The 20,737-nt window shown below is 46.4% G+C and carries 13 protein-coding genes; 2 read left to right on the top strand and 11 right to left on the bottom strand.

Features of this window, described 5'->3' with window-relative positions; translation table 11 throughout:
* Positions 1-600: 600 nt before the first annotated feature.
* The 7 genes from HMPREF1640_RS08350 to HMPREF1640_RS08320 form a co-directional block, all read right to left on the bottom strand.
* On the bottom strand, positions 601-1,533 hold the full coding sequence (locus HMPREF1640_RS08350) for a hypothetical protein (protein WP_156098760.1): 933 nt from the start codon (positions 1,531-1,533) through the stop codon (positions 601-603).
* Between the two features lie 4 nt (positions 1,534-1,537).
* Positions 1,538-4,402, bottom strand: a complete 2,865-nt coding sequence (locus tag HMPREF1640_RS08345) for a S8 family serine peptidase (protein WP_036893860.1) — start codon at positions 4,400-4,402, stop codon at positions 1,538-1,540.
* Positions 4,403-4,418: 16 nt separating this feature from the next.
* Entirely contained in the window at positions 4,419-6,035 is a 1,617-nt protein-coding gene (locus HMPREF1640_RS08340) for a DUF6850 family outer membrane beta-barrel protein (RefSeq protein WP_036893859.1), read from the bottom strand.
* 4 nt (positions 6,036-6,039) lie between these two features.
* On the bottom strand, positions 6,040-8,766 hold the full coding sequence (locus HMPREF1640_RS08335; protein ID WP_036893858.1) for a TonB-dependent receptor: 2,727 nt from the start codon (positions 8,764-8,766) through the stop codon (positions 6,040-6,042).
* 105 nt (positions 8,767-8,871) lie between these two features.
* Positions 8,872-10,059: a DUF4876 domain-containing protein gene (locus tag HMPREF1640_RS08330; RefSeq protein WP_036893857.1), complete on the bottom strand. Its 1,188-nt coding sequence runs from the start codon at positions 10,057-10,059 to the stop codon at positions 8,872-8,874.
* A 744-nt stretch (positions 10,060-10,803) separates the two neighbouring features.
* Positions 10,804-11,733 (bottom strand): thioredoxin-disulfide reductase, encoded by a 930-nt coding sequence (trxB, locus tag HMPREF1640_RS08325; protein ID WP_036893856.1) that lies wholly within the window; start codon positions 11,731-11,733, stop codon positions 10,804-10,806.
* A 109-nt stretch (positions 11,734-11,842) separates the two neighbouring features.
* On the bottom strand, positions 11,843-12,397 hold the full coding sequence (locus tag HMPREF1640_RS08320) for a glutathione peroxidase (protein ID WP_036893855.1): 555 nt from the start codon (positions 12,395-12,397) through the stop codon (positions 11,843-11,845).
* A gap of 229 nt (positions 12,398-12,626) precedes the next feature.
* Between HMPREF1640_RS08320 and HMPREF1640_RS08315 the strand changes: the two genes are divergently transcribed.
* Positions 12,627-13,148, top strand: a complete 522-nt coding sequence (locus HMPREF1640_RS08315) for a hypothetical protein (protein ID WP_036893854.1) — start codon at positions 12,627-12,629, stop codon at positions 13,146-13,148.
* Between the two features lie 6 nt (positions 13,149-13,154).
* On the top strand, positions 13,155-13,781 hold the full coding sequence (locus HMPREF1640_RS08310; protein ID WP_036893853.1) for a hypothetical protein: 627 nt from the start codon (positions 13,155-13,157) through the stop codon (positions 13,779-13,781).
* A 170-nt stretch (positions 13,782-13,951) separates the two neighbouring features.
* Here HMPREF1640_RS08310 and HMPREF1640_RS08305 read toward each other — a convergent pair whose 3' ends face one another.
* The 4 genes from HMPREF1640_RS08305 to HMPREF1640_RS08290 all read right to left on the bottom strand — a co-directional run bounded on the left by HMPREF1640_RS08305 (position 13,952) and on the right by HMPREF1640_RS08290 (position 20,293).
* Complete coding sequence (locus HMPREF1640_RS08305; RefSeq protein ID WP_036893852.1) at positions 13,952-15,274, bottom strand: MFS transporter; 1,323 nt, start codon at positions 15,272-15,274, stop codon at positions 13,952-13,954.
* A 31-nt stretch (positions 15,275-15,305) separates the two neighbouring features.
* Positions 15,306-16,241: a tRNA epoxyqueuosine(34) reductase QueG gene (queG, locus tag HMPREF1640_RS08300; protein ID WP_036893851.1), complete on the bottom strand. Its 936-nt coding sequence runs from the start codon at positions 16,239-16,241 to the stop codon at positions 15,306-15,308.
* Positions 16,219-16,845, bottom strand: coding sequence for a polysaccharide deacetylase family protein (locus HMPREF1640_RS08295; RefSeq protein ID WP_036893850.1), 627 nt, complete (start codon positions 16,843-16,845; stop codon positions 16,219-16,221). The genes queG and HMPREF1640_RS08295 overlap by 23 nt, the downstream gene beginning before the upstream one ends.
* A 61-nt stretch (positions 16,846-16,906) precedes the next feature.
* Positions 16,907-20,293 (bottom strand): DUF2723 domain-containing protein, encoded by a 3,387-nt coding sequence (locus tag HMPREF1640_RS08290; RefSeq protein ID WP_036893848.1) that lies wholly within the window; start codon positions 20,291-20,293, stop codon positions 16,907-16,909.
* Positions 20,294-20,737: the final 444 nt, after the last annotated feature.

The following is a 20,737-nucleotide window of genomic DNA, read 5'->3' as shown; positions in this document are numbered from 1 at the left end:
TTTGCTTATTTAAAAATAAGTTTACCTTCTTCTAAAATACGCGAAATATGCGATAGTTTGTAAATGACTGACATTCAGCGTCTTTTTAAAAGTAGCCTTTGTTCTCCTATTTTGTTGTCTGCTGTTGAGTATCAAATAGCATGAAGATAAGGTTGTAATCGCAACGTGATTGAGCCTCTTCCGCACTGCCAATGAGGCCTAATCAGGCTATGAGAAAGCACCAATCGCAACCCTCTTATGATTTTTGGTAATGCTCGACTTGGTTTTGACAAAAAAAGACAGCCTTTTTTCTCTGGATGACTCGAAAACAATGATCAAAAAAACAGTAATTATATTTTATAAAATAAAGAACAAGGAGTGAGGAATGGGGAGCGAAGAATGAATGAAGACAGCCGCGCCAGATACAAGAAACGTATGGGCGTGGTAGAAGTTTACACGTATGAACTTTTAGCCTACATCATGCATTCCTGTTTTTATCCTGTTTGCGGTTACGTGTTACCGTAATCGTAGGGATCTGCGGCGTCCCCCAAAAGTTAATACTTGCCGAGCCTTTAGCTCCCCCCTTAAATATCAGCTGAGCCGAGTTTTGGGCGTTGTTTTTTAAAAAATCAGCCCAACCCCAGCCATGTACATTTTGCCAACGTTGGCCGTTATGGGTGTTTTCATAGAAGTTTCCATCGTTATTTTCCCCAATCTTGCATTTAATCCGTATGCCACATAGTTGTCTTCGTCTCCCCAATGCGCTCCCATTTGTAGGCTGAGATAACGACATACGCTGTAGGCTGTGCCTATTGAGAGAGTGCCACTGTTTTTGATGCGTCCGTTGCCCCTATAGTATCCTCCTTCTGCGGCGACAGTAAGTTTTTGGTCGCCCCATGTGGGTAAAGAAATGTTTCCGCCTACATATACGAGTGGCGTAAGCATTTTGGTTGTGTTTTGATAGCTGTAAAGGCCAACGTTCCGAATTCCCAAGGCGACGGAACTTGCCATGCTATGCCAATGTGTGGAGTAGGTCGCACCCGCGTTCAGCGCACAGCCATTAGTGGTCATCAGTGTCTTTTCACTCATCAGCGCCCCTGTGACATATATGGACAAATTGCTGTTTAGTCGCAAGGCATATCCCATGTTGAATGAGACGCTATACATGCATTTGCTGTTTGGGGGCATTTGTTTCATGTTCTTGTCCACGTTTTGTTTTAGTTTTCCCATGTCAAGGTATCGCGTACCTACGCCTATTGCCTGTTTTCCACGTCGCCAAGTTACTGTAAGCGTGTGCCATATATAGTTGTTAACATACTCGGCGTTGTCGATATAGCCCAATTGGTAGTCGGCGCTTATGGCCGTGTCATTCGTCATGAAAATATTGCATGGCTGTGTGTAGGGGTAGCAACCGCCTTCTCGCAGGGTTGTAGTTCCGCCCATGGCAAGGGAGTTGGCTGACGAGGGTAAATCCACGATGGGAAAGGGGCGGCCTTGCGCCATCGCGTGGCATGAAACGAGGCATCCGATTATGATCAGGAGATATTTATTCATTGAGTTATCTTTTAACGAACATTTCTTGATATGTCTTTCCTTGGCAGGTTATGTAGAGCGTGTATTGCCCTACCGTGAGACTTGATACATTCATTGTATAGGTGCGTTTGTCGGCATCTAATGAGGAGGTGTCAAAAGCGTTAGCTTTGACCAGTTTTCCGGCCACGTTCCTTATTTGCCACTTTACATGCCCATCAATGGTATCTCCCACCTTGAGGTATAACATTCCGGAGGTTATCGTGGGAAACAAACTGTATATACCTTCATTCCGATATACAAACACGTCGAAGGCCATCGTTCCGCTCTGACCGTGCTTGTCTGTGGCTTTTATGTGTATTTGTCTCTGCCCCCACGTGGAGCCCACCACGTCCATACGGCCATCTTTTACAAGGACATCTTTTCCTTGTTCTTCACTGTTCATAAGTTCGTACTTGACGGAATTCACGTCTTCATCGTCCGTTATTTCGCGCAAATCAATTTGTCGGCGCTCCCCCAGCCGCAATCGTATTTTCCGCGCTTGGGTTTTCATGGAGGGGATTTTGTCCGCCACCACCTCTATAATAAACCGATAGGAACTCTTGGCTCCAAGCTCGTCTCTTGCGCTAACCGTGACTGGATAAACGCCAGGCATGTATTGTTTGGCCTCAATGTGTATGTTCACCCCGGATTTAGTGTGTACGATACGCAATTTGTCGACAGTGCTGAAAGCCACGGTCCATTTATGGTTTTCATGGTCTTCGATGCGCAGCGTGATATCCCTGGTGTCATTGCCGGCTAACGTTATGCGCTCGCTCTCGGTGTCAGGCGTAATTTGTGGAGGTGTGTTGTTGAGTGTCGCAATGCTGTTTGGCAATACGGTCAAAGATGATTGGTGTCCATTCCTTGCCTCTGCCAATATGCCAAAATAATATTTTGTGTTGTTATCCAGATGCGTGACGGTATATTGAATCGCTTGGTTTTCTTTGGCAAATTGGGCAGGAATGTTGTACGCAATGACATCCTTGTTGGCGCGATTAGCTGTTGTGACAGGATGTTTGGAGCAGTAGAGCACGTATTTTTGTAATGAGCCATTAGCCCCATTGTTTTTTGAGGTCCACGCCATCCTTATCTTGCCATAGTCCGGTTTGGCCCGATTGACAAGAAAGAGAGGCGCGGTGGGGGTCGTGTCGTGGTCGTAATCGGTCAGCGCCACAAGTGCGTCGGCATATCCACTGCCCATGGAGTTGCGATATGTCTCGGTTAAATACTTGTTGTAATCCATTGGGCGAACACCTGTCAGAAGCCTTTCCCTCAGTTGTTTGGCGGTGAACCGCGCGTTGCCGTATTTGGAAACTATTAGCGCCGCGATGGCCGATACGTGTGGCGTGGCCATTGACGTGCCTTGCATATAGGCATATCCGCCGTTGGGATGAGCCGTGGTGGCGGGTACGGTGCTCAATATGGCAGAGGTGGGCTGGCCGTCCTGCAACGGATAAAGCCCATTTACTGGTTTGGAGCCGCCCGGTGCTGAAATATCGGTCCACGAGCCATAATTTGTGTACCAAGACGCGCTGAAGTCGGGGTTGAAAGATGATACCGACACCACGGACGATTCCGCCGATGGCATGCTGGGGGCGGATGTGGCGTCGTTCCCGGCGGCAAATATCACCAACCCACCTTGCATCAGTGGTTTGTCGGTCTTGTCGCCGCCTGCGTAGGTGTTAAAATAATGGATTGCATCTTTGATAACTTGTGGCGTTTGTTTCATGACGCGATCGTATCCCCATGAGTTTTGGCTAATTATCGCTCCGTTATTTGCGCCATATACGATCGCCGCCGCCTCGCGGTTGCGGTCTCCCGTGCCGATGGTTTCCGGGGAGTGTTTGTCAGAAGGGTTATAATTGGGATTGTTTTTGAATATCTGGCAGCACATCAATCTAACCCCCGTGTTTGGGTTGCCGTTTCCTCCTGCTATGCTGCTGATGCCTTTGCCGTTGTTGTTGCGAGCGGCGATAATCCCCGCGACATGCGTGGCGTGGCGAGTAGGAGTGATGAGTGCGTTATCTTCCGTAAAGTTATAGCCGTACACATCGTCCACATATCCATTGTTGTCATCGTCAATGCCATTGTCCGGTATTTCATTTTTGTTGATCCAAATGCTTTCTTGCAAATCTTCATGGTGAATGTCTATGCCGCCATCCACGACGGCAACGACCACTGACGGATCGCCGGTTGTTTGCCGCCAAGCCGCCTCGGCGTTGATGTCGGCATGCGCAATACTGCTTATGATGCGCTTTCCCGTAGCGTCAGTATAGTTCCCTATATTGCCATTGTTATGCAGGTTCCACTGTTTGTCGTACAGGGGGTCGTTAAAATATTTGCCCTTGTTTGCTTGTGTCTCTGAGTCGCCATCGTCTGAAATATATTCCGGGCTTTCTAAAACGGCGTGGTATGCGGGCTCCGCATAGTCTGCGATGGTCTCTAATTGATGTTTTGCGGCGGCCCTTGTTCCGCGTGTCGCGGTTCTGTCCATGGCGATGGAGTACCATGTGTTGAGCGCGGCGGCTCGTTGCCTATGTTCGTCCTTGCCGGCAAAGGGAAATATACGCTCTATCTTGTTGGCTCCTACATCGCGCAAATATGTATCCAGCAAGTCGCTTCCTGTTGGTATGAATAGCGTGTTCCTTGAGTTGTCTATATGCTGTACGATACATGCCTTTAGCTTTATATTCAGTCTGTTGGGTATTGCGCGTGCATTGTCCGTTCTTGTTTGGCTTGCCAGGCCGGTGACATTTATCGTGTCAGTGCATGCCGTAAAGGCGGCAATGGCAGTCGCTGCCAGTAATTGTTGGGCGGCATGAAAGCTGCGTGTCGTGATGTTTGGAAACATGTTGCAAGTATAAGAATTAGAAGAAGTAGAACAGGCCGCAGTGCGTCGCTGTTGTTTTCCGATAGTCAGAGCGCGTGTAAGACAAGGTTGTTTCGACGCCGAGCCATTGCCTTCCTTTTATTTTCCGGGCATAGCCGATACGCATCGATAAACGTCGCGCGTTCTCTCCACGCAGCAAAAAGGGCGTGTATGCGTGCGCGTCGACAAACTTGTCGAAGGGAATGGGCACCGAATAATAATCTTTTATTCCTTGCCGCATGTCGAGAAGAAGGTCTGCCACAAGATTGTTTTTAGTGTTGCTCATGGCATAGCCGGTGCCAAGTGATGGAGAAAATGAGTGGTTGATTATTTTCATTCGTGGCGAAACGTAACTTTCTTGGTAACCATAATAGTTGGCGGCCGCCATCATATATACCTGATGCCATGTTGACAAAGGCATGATGTACTTGACACGCAGGTCCACGGACTGATGCCGGGATTTGTATAGCTGTCCGCTTCCCACTTTTTTCGCGTCATAAATGTATTGCTCTTGATTTTGTATTTGGTTTTCGTAGATGTTCTCCACGCCTGTTTTGATACTTTCGTCGCCTGTCAATTGAATATGCAGGGATGAGCTTTCGAACCGTCTGTCCAATATTACTTGTTGGCGAAACCTGTGTGCGTGAATTTCGAACAGGTTTTTGAACGATGTTTCCTCGGTGCTGGCGTGACGGTAATTGTATGCCAGATGGGTGCCCACGTTCCATTCGTTTCCAGTCTCCCCGTCCCTTTGCCAGAGCATGTCTGCCGTTATGCCTTCTATTTTTTGTGTCCTTCCGTATGCCAATGCGCCCTTGCTTTCCTGTCGATGCCATTGCCCAAAGCCATAGAACTGGAAAAAACGCATGGCGTCTGACACCGTGCTGGCTGATATATACTGTCTGTTTAGCTCGGGCGTTACTTTGATGGCGTAAAGATATTGGTGGTGAACGTGTGCCATGCTTAGCCCCAATGTTAGCCAATAGGAGTAGTTTGACTGTTTGGGATTGTCCGGGCGTGACTGTGCGATGCCTTCGTATAGGGCCTCTACGCCATAGTAGCGCTTGCCCAATCGGAAACCATAGCCACCTTTGATATAATAAATTTCCTGGCGCAGCCATCCCTTGGATAGGGTGTCGCCTACAAAATAGGGCTTGTAAAGTTCCGGTTGGGTAGCGTAATTATATGTCACGCCGTCTTTGCCGCGGTATATGTAAGCCGTGTTTCCGAATATGATGCCATGGTTGGCGCGGTATGTTCCTGACGCGGCAATGTCTCCGTCAAGGAGCTCGCATCCATCGTACGACAGGTATTTTCCCGATGTGTTGACATGGTTAACGCTTGATTTAATGATGTTGGCATTGTAACGGCGGCGACTTTTGAAGTAAGCGCTGCTGTCGTTGAGCGATTGCATGAAATAGAGCAGGGCGGCGTTCTCCTGCATAAGATGTACAGCGCCGTTCTCAATGTCAGTAATATGAAATGGCGTTGGCTCGACATAGGGGGAGCTTGGCAACCTGTCTCCACTCAAGAGATAGGTCAAGTTGTTCCGCGCAAAAACATTTTGAAAGCTAATGGATAGCAACAAGCCGATAATGTAAATAGGTATTCTCATGTGTTTAAAAAACGTTGACCGTTAGTTCCGCTCCAAAGAATGGTTTGTGCCAGCTTCTTGTCGTTTGGTAATATGCGTTAACATATTTAGGATTAATCTGTATGATATTGTTGGCGAAGAACGAAAGTTTGAACGAGCGTCCCATCTCCTTTGTCAATTTTATATTCCATAGAAGTGAGACGGGAGCCTTGTTTTCGTTGTACCGGGCGCTTGAAAATTCACGTTTGAGCGATTGAAGCGTTGGATTTCGTTCCAATTCTTCGTGGCGAAAACGATGTATTATACCATCACGATCGAGGTAATTTGCCGGATATATGTCGACGTCCTTGCCTAATCTGCTTTTAGTGAACCATACGGTTTGTATAAAATTGGTAAAGATGAGTTTCCATTGGGGTAGTCTTGTGTTAATCCACATGTTGGTATTGAGGCTTGATGCATATTTCTTCTCAAATCCATCGTACAGCCCCACGTAGGGATAGGGCTTGTCATTCTGGATAGTGCCCGGCCAATACATGACAGGAATACCGTCGGTATAGATGGTATGATAGTAAGCGCCGTTGACCTCTATGTCTGATTTTATCGCGGTTAGGGTGGGAATGTGTATTCGGTATTCCAATCCTTTTTTGATAACTTTCGCACTGTTTTTGGGCATTCGGTTAGATACAAAAGAATGCATGGTTCGAGAGAGGAAGTCTTTGCGCGAGGGTTTTGTGCTAACGGGATGTTTCAATTGATAATAATAGGTGTATGTCACTGGATCGTATTGCGTGAAGTATTCGATGCCGTCGTTCATCTCTTCATGAAACGCCGACAGGTTTATTTTCCATCCATGACAAGAAAAGTCGTAGCCTATTTCCCACTTTTTGTTTTTGTTTTCATGCAGATGCGGATTGGAAGGGTCGGCTATATGCGTGTCAAGTATGAGCCGTCGCTTGCTCTCGTCGTCGAAATAGGCGTTCATAACCATCAAGTCGTGGTATATCTTGTCAGGATACAGGTAGTCGGCGGATGGCAGCTTGTTTTCGACCCCATATCCTATGCGAAACGTGTTTTGCGCGTGATGAAATCCTGTCATGGTGTAAGCCAATTGTACGCGAGGCTCTAACAACGGTTTGCCGTGCAGGTCATAATGTCGTGGCAGGTTGAGCATCATGGCCTCTCTAACGCCTATGCGCATGTTAACCTCGTTGCGTCGTGCATGGAAACGCAAGGTCATTTCCGCGAACGCGGCCTGATTGACCAATGCGGGTATGTCTCTGTTCTTGCGCGGACGTATGAAGCTGCTTGTCGGAAATGGAGGACGTTGAGGGTTCATAATCGTTCCGTCTCCTAAGTTTTTGGTATAATTCAGAGAGGATCCGAGTAACAGGTTGTAGTTTAGGTATTTGCTCCACTGACCAAATTTTTGTCCGCAAAGTTGCGCGAATGTGTTGATGGGACGATTGATAATTTCGTAATATGTGTCGTAGGTGGATGGCAGGAAGATTCCGTCGTGCTCACCTTCGCCATAGGACTGTGGCATGGGAGTGACAGAATGGTTGACAACATGCTTGTGATGTTCCAATTTGTTGTTGGTATAGTCGGCCGATGTCACCAGCTCGAGATAGTCAATCCAAGGTAATTCGAGAGCCATCTTCAGTTTGGCAGAGAAGTCAAGGCGTTGGTATAAAGTGTTATATTTCTCCTGGTAAGCCTTAATCAAGGCGTCTGTCTTGTTATTGTTGAATGATGTCACACAGCTTCCGCGCATGTTTAAGTCTATGGCTTTGCCCCACCACTGACGTTTGTTGTTATAATTGAGTTGTGTTGTGACGCGGTTGTACGCTCCGCGCGTGTCGGCTATATCTGCGGCAGACTGCACAATATCTGCGCCAATATATAGCGTTCCCAACTGTTCCGACAACAAAAAGCCCTTGCCGGCATATGCCAGTTTATTTAAAGGGTCAAACTTAGCCCTTATCCTTAATGGGCTTTTACCTTGCTTCAAATCTATTTTGATAGCTCCGGAGCTAAGGTTGCCTTCTTTGGCCGACGATATTCCTCGTGTTACCGTGATGCGTTCGATATGGTCTGTGGATATGGTTCGCAGGTCTATACCGGTGTTGGCAGTCACATTGCCGTTAGGGTCAGCCATAGATGATCCTGTCAGTCCGCTCAGTTGCATACGCATGCCATCATTTTGTATGGGCACTCCATTGATGGAGACGCCCATTCCAAAGGCAGTGGCAAGGTCTGTACCCACCTGCCGAGAGCTGATAAGTGTGTTGTTTTGAATGTTGTCGCTGCCCATCTTTCCGCCCGGTAGCAATACAAAAATATCATTTAAAGACGTGGGTTGTATGTATTCCAAGGCTTCTTGATTGATTGTGGCCTCGCTCCCGATTTTGTCGTTGTATTTGGCGGTGACGGTAAAGTCGCGGAGCGTGACACTCTGGTCGGCCATGGCGACGTCCAAAGACGTGGTGCCTGCCTTGACGCTTATCTCTTGCGTGGCGTAGCCCATGCATGAAATCCTGAGTCGGTAATCACCGCTAAAAGCATGGCGAAAGACATATTTCCCCTGTACGTCGGCCATGACACCCTTGCCAATATCTATAGCGTAGACGCTGGCAAAACTCACTGGTCGTTTGGTCGTGGTATCGTATATTTTGCCTTGTAGGATGTTTTGAGCGAGCGAAACGGATGCGAGGCTTAACAGAGACACAAGGATGAGAAACGATTTGTAGCGCATAAGGATTGGAAACAATATATGAAAACGACACTAAGTCGCATGTGTAATGTCCCTTAGTGTCGTCGTTTAGTGCAGCTGAAAAAGGGGTGTCGGTCTATCGGCTATCTATTTTTTGATATAGTTTTTCTGCCCGTTGGCTATAACGACAAAGTCGTCAGTGCTGTTGTTGGTATCTTGTAGATAACCTTTTTTGGCCGTTTTACGTTGTACGAACAGACCTTTGAAGCCTCCCATCATGCCTGGCGTGTCGTCAATCAACACGGCGCCGCGATCAATGTCGTTTGGCAGGGCTTTGTGAACTAGTTCCCCTTTGGCGCCAATCTCAACACCATCGATGATAGTATTGGTCGGAAGGATGACATAGTCTTGTTTTTTTGTCGTAAAAGCATTGGGGTTGTTCATTGCCACCTTGTTCGCGTTGCAATATTGGGTAGCGTCTTCTTTTGTTTTTACAAGCATAATGGAGATGCCTCCGCCATATCCCCATTGAAAGGCTTGGAATGTAGAGAAGTTTACGATCATATTGTCTACCTCTGGATTGTCAACCGTCATGGCATATTGGCTGGGAACAAAAATCTCGAAGTCGGCTCCTGTCAGATTGCGCGCTTTCGCTTTCTTTCCGCCCTCGCTATGGTCCACGGCCGAGTGTGCGATAACAATACTTTGGCCAGGTTTTACGATGTGCTCACGCCCTTTGCCGGGAATTGTGTAAAGCTGGCTGATGACAATTTGGTTCTTTTTAAGGTATTCAGTCATTTTTCCCGCTTCCGAATAGTTGGGGTCCGCCGCAATCGCGATGCTTAAACCGTCTGCGTATAATGGTTTGTCACTGATGTTTTTAATGGTGAGATATTCTTCATAATAATTGCGGTCGTATGCCCCATCGTTTGAGGAACAGTTGAAAAACAGCTCATCCAAGACAAAGGTCTTGTCTAAAGTCTCAAAAATTGGTTTAACGACAAGTTTCAGCTCGGCGTTCTTTTGGCTAAGCATATAATTGTCTATTGCGCCATACATGGTGCAGGCGCCATTCTCCGCATCTTCGGCTATTATTTTGTATGTACCCTGTGGCACAGTTGCTGTGGCAATCCCCTTGTCATTGACGGTAGCCGTTGTAATTGCTCCCGATTTTTGCTCGGTCAGTTTAACCTGAAACTTGGTGTACGTGGAAGCCCCATTTGTGCCTTCGATTTGTATCGATAGTGAACACAGTTGATCTTGTTCGTCTTCTGAACATGAAAATAGCGTAATAAAGGAAAGTGTAGCTATGAACATCCACAAATAACTTTTCATTTTAAGATAATTTTAAGTGTTTGAATATGTTTTAGAAAATATTGCTTGCAAAAATATAGATTATAACATTCTGTTGCAATACCTATTAATAGGTATTTGTAAATGTGCCTTATACCATGTCCTTTCCATTAAATAAAGAGAACGCAACAGGTTGTGGTGGGTTTTCGGTTAATACTTTAATCCCAACATTTTTACCGTTCGGATTGTCCGCTTGTTAAACACCCTTCACCTGAGTTCGGGGAAAAAAAGTGATGAAAAAATGGAAATCTCGTTATATTACATTTTTATATATAATAACCAGAAAGTTACAAATATAAGAGAGCTGGCAATAAAAGACTTTTTTGCAAGCTCATGACAATTCTGAGATTTTTGTATTGCGGATGACTTTTAACAAGGAATTTTGCGTTGGATAGCAAAAATGGAATATATGGAAACACTATAAGCGACAAGCGCCGAATGCGTAAGTGACGGATGGGCCGTACGGAGCCCATGACCGCTCTTGTCTGTTTCTGATTCAATGATTTTTTCGATTTCAAGTATTATTGCCTGTTCTTAATAACAAATAGCCCTTATATGCTTCCAAACATATAAAGGGCTATTTGTAGTGTAAAAGCGGCAAATATCGAATGCTTGCGCTATACCACATAAAGGCGGATAATATTAGATAATTACAAAATACCCCCACGCGATCTTGAAAGAATGGTGGGGGTAATGTGATATATGTGGCGCGACCAAGAAGTTTGCCTAACGGCCGATGTATCTCTCGGCCTCAAGCGCGGCTTTGCAGCCCGAACCTGCCGCCACCACGGCCTGCCTGTAAACAGGGTCGGCGCAGTCGCCTGCCGCAAACACTCCTTCCACGTTTGTGCGCGTGCCGCTACCGTCAACCTTGATATATCCCACGTTGTCCATGTCCAATTTGCCTTTGAAAATATCTGTGTTGGGCGTATGGCCAATGGCAAGGAAGAAACCATCTATGGGTAAGTCGTATCTCTTTTCGTCATCTTTGCCTTTGCGGAAAACCACGTGAGCTCCTTCAACGCCGTTTTCACCGTATAGCCCCACGGTGTTGGTCTCGAAGAGGATTTCAATTCTTGGATTATTCTCGACGCGCTTTTTCATAATGTCCGAAGCCCTGAGGTGGTCCTTGCGCACAATCATGTATACCTTGGCGCATAGCCCGGCGAGGTAATTGGCCTCCTCGCATGCGGTGTCGCCACCGCCCACGACTGCCACCACTTTCTTGCGATAGAAAAAGCCATCGCATGTGGCGCATGCGCTAACCCCCTGTCCTTTGTATTTTTCTTCGTCTGGAAGACCGAGGTATTTGGCTGAGGAGCCCGTGGCAATGATGATGGTATCGGCTTCCACTTGGTCGCCTCGGTCGGTTGTCACCGTATAGGGCTTGATGTCAAAATTTACTTCGGTAATCACGCCGTCGCGTATGTCCGCGCCAAACCGCTCTGCTTGTTGGCGTAATTGCGTCATCATCTCGTTGGCATCAACACCATCGGGATAGCCGGGGAAGTTTTCCACGATGGTGGTTGTGGTGAGCTGCCCACCACTTTGCATGCCACAATATAAGATTGGCTTAAGATTGGCTCGGCCTGCGTAGAGTGCGGCCGTATAGCCTGCAGGGCCACTGCCTATGATTAAGCATTTGGTATGTTCCATATTTTTTGTTTCTATATATCCATGCGGAGAAAGCTGTCTTTAAGAGTAATTTTTCCTCGGCGAACGATGTTCGTTGTCGCGCCACTGCATACGCTTGTATGGCGACGAATTACTCAGCAAGCGCTGTCTCGATGTCAGCGCATATGTGTTCTATCTTTTCGGTTGGTTCATAACGCTTGACGACCTGTCCTTTTTTGTTTATAAGAAACTTGGTGAAGTTCCATTTGATATCGGCGTTTTCTTTATAGTGTGGGTCTGCCTCTGACAATAGTTTGTCGAGTATCGGTGTGAGTTTGTGGCTCTCGTCCCATCCGGCAAATCCTTTTTGCGCTTTTAGGAACTTGTATAGAGGTTCTGCGTCGTCGCCGTTCACTTTAATCTTCTTAAATTGAGGGAAGTCGGTTCCATAGTTGAGTTTGCAAAACTCGTGAATGGTCTCGTCAGTGCCGGGCGCTTGTTGCCCAAACTGGTTGCACGGAAAGTCTAAAATCTCGAAACCCCGGGAATGATATTTCCGGTATGTATCCTCCAACTCACTGTAAGTGGGCGTGAAGCCGCATTGTGTAGCGGTGTTAATAATGAGCAAAACCTCGTTGGAATATTCTTTAAGCGACACCTCTTTGCCTTTTCGGTCTTTCACGGTGAAATCGTAAACTGTTTTCATTTTATTGTCTTCTATGTGTTAATAATAGTGTTTAGGCAAAATTACAAAAAAGAATGGAGATAAGACATTGCTGTTTAACATTTCTTTTAGAATTAAATTTATTTAGGGAAATCCCCTTGGTTTGTAGGGAAATCCTACATAATAATATACGTTTTATCTTGTCTTGAAATGTATAAAAAAACTATCTTTGCAGTAACAACAAAGACAACACGACAAAATACCAAACGATATGAAAAAAATTATCAACTTGTGCGCGTTGGCGCTTTTGGCTATTCTATCCATGTCTTTTTCAGCTTGTGATTACGACGACGTGGAGCGAGCGACTGTATTGAACGGCGCATGGCACGGCTCTCTTGGGCAGTATTATCACACAGTCTATGGCGATGGCTATGACGAATGGGAGACGGAGTTCAGGTTTTCGACTTATGACGACTGCTGCATGCGAGGCGAAGGAGTAGAGGTGGACTACGATCCTGACATGTGGAGTGACTTTAAATATTACGACTTCAATTGGGAAGTGGTCAATGGTTGCATATATCTTTATTACCGCAACGGTGACAGATTGGTGATACGCGACTACCAGCTGTCTGACTATCGTCTGAGTGGTATTCTTGAAACCATGGACGGCTATGAGGTGGCAAGGCTCGATTTGGGACGCACCTCGTATTGGCCATGGGGCAATAGTTATGCTAAGAACACACGAGCGGGTATTGATGCTCATGCAGGAATAAAACGAAACTTTAAGAAATGATTGTATATGAAAAAGTGCACTACAATGATGTTGGTGGCCATGATGATGAGTCTACCAACACTTTTGACAAGCTGTGACAGTGACCCTTGGTATGATGATCCTTGGTATGACGATTGGTCATGGGGCAACGATTACAACCATCGGCCTGACAATCAGAATGTGAGCAATGATGATTTTTTTGTCTTGATGGCGCGAACTCTTGCCGGACAATGGCGCGGCAATATGATGGCATACGAGCTCGACGACCATGGTTTTGCAATAGATAGTTTGTCTTATACCACGGATATTGAGTTCAAACAATATAACCGTCAAAGCATTTCTGGCGCGGGAACGCAGTACGACTTTCGTCCTGACACTGAGAAATTGGAGATGAAGCGCGATTTCACTTGGTATATAGACCCCAAGACTGGAGACATATACCTCATTTACAAAGAACAAAATGCTGATGGCATCACACGAAACTACACTATGCGCGTGGCCTACGCAGATCTGAATATGAACAATCGTACGTTCACGGGGTATTTGTGGGCGGAGGACGGTCGCGAGGTGGAGGATTTTTGGTTTGACCGTTACAATGGCACCCGAGCTTCAAGCAAACAAGGTGCAAGAAAAATCTATGTGGTATTTAAGTAGGCATATTGTTCGTCGCTGCCTTGACAACATGCTTGTCAAGCTGTTTTCCTAAGTGATAGAAATAACATCGGCGGTCGTTGTAGCCAACAGGCCTATCCCCCGAAAATAAAAATGCGGTTTAATAGAGCTGTAGATTTAAGCATAAAGCTCAATCTACAGCTCCAAACTTTTTAGATTTGAATGTCTTTGTTCACGTTTTTATAACCCCAAAGGGCATAGAATAGCATGTAAATCATGGATAGCATCGGAACAATATACGATACCATGTAACCTATATGGTCCGCAATAGAGTTTTGTATCAGAGGTAACAAACCACCTCCAACGACCATCGTCATAAAAATACCACTTGCCTGAGCCGTGTATTTGCCCAGCCCTTCGGTGGCAAGATTGAAAATGCAGCTCCACATCACCGAAGTGCAAAGGCCACATAAGACAAGGAGAATGGCGCTCAATGGTAGCGTGGCCATCTCAAATCCAGACCCATTAAATACGGGCATGCTCCCTGTTACCGTCTTTGGTAAAAAAACGGCAATAAGTATTAGTGACAGGCCAAGGCAGTTTGTAAATATCATCATGGTTCTACTCGAAACCTTTGAAGCCGTGAAACCTGCGACCAGACGACCTATAAGCATCAAGAACCAATATGTCCCAGCGGCAAATCCACCTATGCTAACTGCCGTTGCCACATTCAGGCCCGCGCCAGAAGAGCTCGTGTCCGATAGGAAAAAATTGAGTGTACCGGGGATGCCCACCTCCGTTCCGACATAAAAGAAAATAGCGATGACACCCAATGTGAAATGACGAAAAGCGAATGGTGACCGTTCGAAAACAGTTTCACTACTATGGTTGCCCTCTGGGTCCGTAATTGGCACAAAGCTCAAGATGATGAAGGTCATCGCAAAAACTCCCATGGCCAAGAAGAGCACAGCATTGACGTCAGTGATGGCTGTATCCTTGGTTATCTCGCCAATGAGCGTTCCCACGAACATGGGCGTGAGTGTCCCCATGAACGAATTGAGCGTCCCGCCAATTTGAAGCAACTGGTTTCCTCGGTTCCCGCCGCCACCCAGAAGGTTGAGCATTGGGTTTACCACCGTGTTAAGCATACAAACCGAGATGCCTGCCACAAAAGCTCCAAGCAAGTAAATGTAGAAGTTGGCTGGCAACCCGCCCATCATGCTTTCGGTGAAGATTTGTCCGGATAGATATTGTACGTACACTCCCACAAAGCCACAAGCTATGGCGATAAGCGCGGTCTTCTTGTAGCCCACTTTGGATAGAAGTTTGCCAGAGGGGATGCCCATGAACAAATAGGCGAGAAAGTTCATCATATTTCCCAACATGCCAAGAGTGTTGCTTCCCTCAAGGGTAGGCTGGTTTTTCCAAATAACACCGATTGGCGCGGCAAGATTGGTAACAAAAGCTATCATTCCGAAGAGGAATATCATAGCGATAATAGCGATGTAACGCGATTTAGAATTGATTGTTTGCATTTTTTCCTTAGTTTAAGGGTTTGTTAGAATATTATTTATAATTATTAAAAAAGTTTCTAATGTTTCGCATCAGTCCATCATATTTCCCTCTTTTCACGGCAGAACCTTTGAACAATCTCCGGTAATCGTCTATTGACAGGCTGCGCCATTTTTCAGATGTCATGCTCAGAAGCTCTTCTTTGGGTTGAAACTCAGGTATATTGTTAGGTGTGGCATATCTGTTCCATGGGCACCATTGTTGGCATTTGTCGCAGCCATATATCACGTTTCCCATATTTTTCTTGGCTGTTTCGCTCAGTTCCTTTCGGTTTTCAATGGTCTGGTAAGACAGGCAAAGCTTTGCGTCGAAATCATGTTCCATGCTCAATGCGTGTGTGGGGCAGTGGTCTATGCAAGATGTACATGAGCCACACTTATTATCCATAGGCTCGTCATAGTCGGTCTCAAAGTCTACAAACAGCTCGCCAAGAAAGAACATGCTGCCAGCTTTCGGAATGATAAGTTGTCGGTTTTTGCCCACAAAGCCTATTCCGGCTCGTTGCGCCCAATATCGCTCAAGTACTGGCCCACTGTCCACGAATGCCCGATAGTTGGCGGTTCGGACATTTTCTGGTCCGTAAATATAGGTGGCCAACTTGTGTAGCCTGCGTTTCACCACGTCATGATAGTCTTGTCCGAGTGCGTAGGCTGCTATCTGTGGCTCTCCCTTGGGTAGGGTCTTTGCGGGCGCGTAGTTTATCGCTACCGATATGATCGACCTCACGCCATCCATCAATAAGCATGGGTTTATACGTTTCTCCAAATAGTTGCCCATCCATGTCATGTCTGCGTTCATGCCGTCTCTGAGCCATCTGCGCAGACGTCTCTCCTCTTCCTTGTTCACTCTCTCGGCTTTGGCTATGCCACAAGCCGAAAAACCTAAACGCTTGGCCTCGCCCTTGATGTCACTCGAAAGTTTTGAACTCATAGCCTTGTTCCCTTAGCCATTTCAGTGCCGCGGGCAGTGCGTCGCGCAGTTTGTCAATACTTTTCACTGAGTCGTGAAATGTGATGATAGATCCATTGCGTGCGTATTTTTTGACGTTTCTCAGCACGTCATCGGCCGTGAGCCATTTGGAGTAGTCGCGAGTCACGAGATCCCACATCACTATCTTGTATTTACGCTGGAGCCACCAATATTCAGATGGGCGCATCCACCCATGTGGTGGTCTAAACAGGTGACTTTTTATCAGCTCGTTGGCTCTTGCCGTATTCATGGCATACGATATAGTCCAATGCTTGAACGCGCCCATGTGGTTAAAGGTGTGATTGCCAACCTGATGCCCCTCTTTCACGATTTGATTGTAGAGATCATGATATCGAAGTACGTTCTCGCCCACCATGAAAAATGTTGCTTTGGCGTTATACTCTCGCAGCGTCTTCAAAATAAATGGAGTGGAGGACGGGACCGGGCCATCGTCAAACGTAAGGTACACCGATTGGTCGTTGGGGTCCATTCGCCACAAAGCGTTGGGATATAACCAACGCAACCATTTGGCAGGTTGTTCTATAAATCTATTCCTGTTAAACATGCGTCAGTTTGAAAGAATGAAAGGCAAAAGTTCCTACTTGGAACTTTCGCCTTTATAGATTTTACTCTCCAGCTTGACCTCCTTTTCCTATATAGACACGGTAGTAATTGTTCACTTGTGTCTTTTGTTTGGCCGCCAAATTTTTGTCCACCATCTTGGTGATTTCAGACAATTGCGACATAATGCTAAGTTGTATCATGCAGTCTTGCTGTGACATAGCGAAATTCGTGCCATCCAAGCTCAGATAGTATGTCTCGTATTGGCAAGCTTCTTTCCATGCGGCGTTGATTGCATCCAATGCTTTTCGTTTCTGCCCTAACAGTGCGTATGCTTTGGCTATGTCAGCTCCGCCGCTCATATAGTTGAGCGGTACGTTATATGCGGGGATTTCCTTTTCGGCTTTTTGCAACACCTTGAGAGCTTTGCCTTTTTTGTTTTCGGCTATCAAGTGCAATGCGAGCATGCCAAAGAGTCGACGGTGGGTGTTGCACATGCGCATGATATTGTCGTCCAAATACAGCCCCTTGGTTTTTAATCCACCATAGCGGTATCTATTCATCAAGTTGTTATAAGTCTTCTCCGTATCAAAATTCTTGACGCCATTCTTGTTGGTGAGGAATGGTGTTATGCGGTTGGCTAATCCCTCTTGAACGAAGTTGTCACCTAAATTCATGTAGTTGTTTTCACCTACCGTCATGGCCACATACACCGGTCGTGTCCAATTACAGTTGGCTATGATCTCCAGCATCATCAGCTCGCCTTTGTAAAGGGCGTTCTTGCCTTTCAGCGATATTACCATCTTGTCAGGTATGCTATCGCTTGCCATCATCATGCCACTTCTTTTCACGGCGTTTTTGTCGATGGAGACATAGAGGGTGTCGGTAGGAATCATGTGCATGGCTTCCTTGACTTTGGCCTTCGGAACGTTAAAAACTTGTGCGAGAATAGTGGCTTGCTCTGGCGTGATGTTGCCTCTAACCCATTTGTTCATCACGTTGCTCACTTCAAATGGGTTGTCACCAAACAGTTTCTTGGCGGTCGCCGCATCTTGCTTGTACAACTCAAGGATACTCTGTTTCATGTCTGGTACCACTTCCACGTACTCGTTCGTTCCCGAGCAATAATCAAGTCGAGGCCATGTGATAGGTAGCGACGGAGATTTGTAAGCCGGTCGCTTCATTTGGTCAATATACCAGTCTGTTTGAATGTAGCTCAAGTTGCATACACGCGCGTCAGTGCGTACGCCCTCCACATCTTGGTTGTACCACAATGGGAACGTGTCGTTGTCGCCATTGGTAAATAGAATAGGATTGCCTTCGTCTTGTAGCGTCATGAGATAGTTTCGCCCGAAGTCTCGACATGTGTAACGATTGGACCTGTCGTGGTCATCCCATGTCTGCGAGGCCATTTGGATGGGCACGAGCAAGCATGCCACTGCCGCCACTGCTGCCACCACCACGCCATCCGCGTGCAAATATTTCTTCAGCAGGTCTATGATGGCAGCTACGCCCATGCCACACCAGATGGCAAACGCATAGAATGAGCCAGCATAGGCATAGTCGCGCTCGCGCGGTTGCACGGGTGTTTGGTTCAAGTAGAACACGATGGCAAGTCCTGTCATAAAGAACAAGAAGAACACTACCCAGAACTGCCTGATGCCGCGACGACCGCGGAACGACTGCCAGAACAACCCTACCAAGCCAAGCAGGAGTGGCAGGCAGTAGAACACGTTGTGCCCCTTGTTCTCCTTCAGAGCGTCGGGCAGTTTGCTTTGATCGCCCAGTCGCATGTTGTCTATGAATGGAATGCCGGTAATCCAATTGCCATGCTCTGGCTCTCCATGACCTTGTATGTCGTTTTGCCTTCCGGCAAAATTCCACATGAAATATCTCCAGTACATGAAGTTACACTGATAAGACAAGAAGAATCTTAAGTTCTCAAGCTGGGTGGGCATTTTCACCATCATGGCTTCACCGCAACGGTCATACGGCACTTGCGTGCCTTCCACTCCACCCATCCACGACTCGTAGTCTTGTGCGTGGTCAGCGTCATACATGCGTGGAAACAGCATGTTTTGCGCAAAAATGTAATTGTTCTTGTGCGACACCACAAAATAAGAATCTTTCTCATCCTTGGAGGCTTTTTCCTTGCGGCTGTAGATAGGCGCGCCTTCACTCTGCTTCGGTTTGCAGAGGTTGCCCTCTTGCTCAAGGGCCACCTGTGAGGTATAAGCTTGCCCATACAAGAGCGGCTTGTTGCCATACTGGTCTCGGCTTAGGTAGCTACCTAAGGTAAATATGTCCTCCGGAGAGTTTTGGTCCATGGGTGGGTTGGCTGACGAACGTATCACTATCAAGGCGTAACTTGAACAGCCTATCAAGAGCATCAGCGCGCACAACAAAGCTGTATTCTTGAAACGAGAAGTCACGACGTAAACCATCTTGCCATCCGATCGTTTCTTATATTTGAGCAAGAAAGCCACGAGAGCTAATACAAATACGCCAATCACCAGTGCGCTCCAGCCATAACCATAAAATGGTATGCCAATCAATGCGAAAGCCACAAGAAAAGAAACGTTTTCCCTTTGCTTGCTTTTCCCTATATAGCTCTCGTATATACCCCATAACACTGCTGAGACGAGTAGAACTATATAAATCACCAAACCTGTGTTAAACGGCAGCCCAAGCGTGTTGACAAAGAACAGCTCAAACCATCCGCCAACGGTCACGATGCCAGGCACCACGCCATAGAGCACGGCGGCAACGATGGCAAACGAGATAAGCAGGGCTATGAGCGACCCTTTGGTTTCCACATTCGGGAAACGACGATAGCAGTAAACAAGTACAATGGCGGGAATACAAAGCAAGTTCAGCAAATGCACGCCAATGCTCAAGCCTATCATGTAGAAAATCAGCACCAACCAGTGGTCAGCATGCGGCTCGTCGGCATGGTCTTCCCATTTTAGGATGAGCCAAAACACGATGGCTGTGAAAGCTGACGAGTAGGCGTAGACCTCACCCTCTACGGCAGAAAACCAAAATGTGTCTGAAAAAGTATAAATGAGCGCTCCGACCAAGCCACTTGCCTCAATCGCGATGAGCTTGCTCGTTGAAAGGCTGTCCCAATCTTTCACGATAAGCTTGCGTGTGAGATGGGTGATAGTCCAAAACAAGAACATGATGGTGGTAGCGGAGAGTAGCGCGCTCATGGTGTTGACCATACGAGCCACTTGGCTTGGATCACTGACAAACTGGCTGAAGAGGTTAGCCGTTAGCATAAAGAATGGTGCCCCCGGCGGGTGTCCCACTTCCAATTTGTAACCCGTTGTGATAAACTCTGGACAATCCCAAAACGAGGCTGTTGGTTCAATGGTGCAGCAATACACCGTGGCAGCTATCAAGAACGCGAGCCAACCCAGCACATTGTCCACTAATCTGTACTGTTTCATTGATGATTTAATATAATTGGTCTTATTGCAATAATTGCTTGCAAAGATAACAAAAAGCTAAGAGAGAACGTTCAAAAATAAGTTTTTTTTACCTTATTTTCCATCCCGGCACGATTTAAAAACTAAACTTATTTCTTTTTTCTGTCATTTTGATTTTATTCAATTAAAATTGGCATAGACTTGTAATGTGAAGAGTAGAGGAAATGATCTTATAAGCCCAACTTGTAATCATGGTCCGAGCGTCAAGTTTCGCATGCGAAGCTACGCAATCAAATATAACATGTAGTTTTACGTTTGTAACGAATTTATTTTAAATATTTAATTAGGGAATTAGCGGAAATCCCCCATGTAAAGGTACAAACAATGTATCATGTTGCCAAACAGTCTGCTATGAATTTGCGCAATGTCCCTGACTACCCCTGCGTCTCATGCCGCCGTATATGC

The sequence above is a fragment of the Prevotella sp. S7-1-8 genome, assembly GCF_000758925.1.
Classification (GTDB): domain Bacteria; phylum Bacteroidota; class Bacteroidia; order Bacteroidales; family Bacteroidaceae; genus Prevotella.
This window is presented reverse-complemented; position numbering and strand designations above follow the sequence as displayed.